Annotated in this window: 2 protein-coding genes; both read right to left on the reverse strand. The window is 69.6% G+C overall.

The window, feature by feature from the left end:
* Positions 1-305: ribosome silencing factor (gene rsfS, locus AC08OP_RS21130; RefSeq protein WP_476615774.1), on the reverse strand; the 305-nt coding region annotated here is incomplete at its 3' end.
* A 189-nt stretch (positions 306-494) separates the two neighbouring features.
* Complete coding sequence (gene nadD / locus AC08OP_RS21135) at positions 495-1,082, reverse strand: nicotinate-nucleotide adenylyltransferase (protein WP_476594783.1); 588 nt, start codon at positions 1,080-1,082, stop codon at positions 495-497.
* Positions 1,083-1,196 lie beyond the last annotated feature (114 nt).

The raw sequence follows: 1,196 nt of genomic DNA on the forward strand, positions 1-1,196 counted from the left end.
TAGTAGACCCGTTCCTCGTCCCGCTGCACGTGCACCACCACGTCGACGAAGTCGAGCAGGACCCAGCGGCCCTCCCGCTCCCCCTCCCGCCGGACAGGCTTGGCTCCCAGCCGGCGCAGGTGCTCCTCGATCTCGTCGACGATGCCCTTGACCTGCCGCTCGTTGCCCGCGGAGGCGAGCACGAAGCAATCGGTGATGGCCAGCCGATCGCTCACGTCGAGGATGAGCAGGTCATGGCCGAGCTTGTCGGCGGCCGCCTGCGCGGCGGCGAGGGCGAGTTCGACGGCTCGCGGGGAAGCGGTCACGCTCGGGTTCTCCAGGGTGGTGACGGGCGGGAGGCATCCGTCCTCGGCTGCCTCGCGCACCGTCCGGGACCGGACGGCTGCATCCAGCGTGACACATCGACGCGCGGGCAGGGCACTCCTCCCGTCCACGACGGGCCGAAAAATCGGGATATCGCCTGGCCCGGTGGCCCGCCCGGACGGCTTGGCGGGTCAGGAAGCACCCTGGTAGAGACGCCGCTTGGCGATGTAGCGCACGACCCCGTCGGGGGTGAGATACCAGATCGGCGCCCGGCGGCCGACCCGTTCCCGGATGTCGGACGAGGAGATCGCCAGCGCCGGGACCTCTAGCAGGCTGACGGCGCCGGCCGGGAGGGCGGCGTCCAGCGCGAGCTGATAACCGGGCCGGCTCACGCCGACGAAGTGGGCCAGTTCGAACAGCTCGCGGTGGTCACGCCAGGTGAAAATCTGCGCGAGCGCGTCCGCCCCCGTGATGAAGAACAGCTCGTCGTCCGGTCGCGCCGCACGCAGGTCTCGCAGGGTGTCGATGGTGTAGGTGGCGCCGCCCCGGTCGATCTCGATCCGGCTGACCGTGAACTGCGGATTCCCCGCCGTCGCGAGGAAGGTCATCAGATAGCGGTCCTCGGCGGCGGAGACTTTGCGATGAATCTTCTGCCAGGGTTGCCCGCTCGGCACGAAGACCACCTCGTCCAGATCGAACAGGGCGGCCACCTCACTGGCTGCGACGAGGTGCCCGTTGTGGACGGGGTCGAAGGTCCCACCCATGACACCGAGGCGCACGACCGGACACTAACCCCGCATCACCGCACGTGCCCGCTTGGCGCAGCCCGGCGGGAGATGTGCCACAAAGCCTCACACCCACCACGGCACCTCACCCGCCACGGCACCTCACAC

The organism is Frankia sp. CeRuru1, assembly GCF_977966315.1.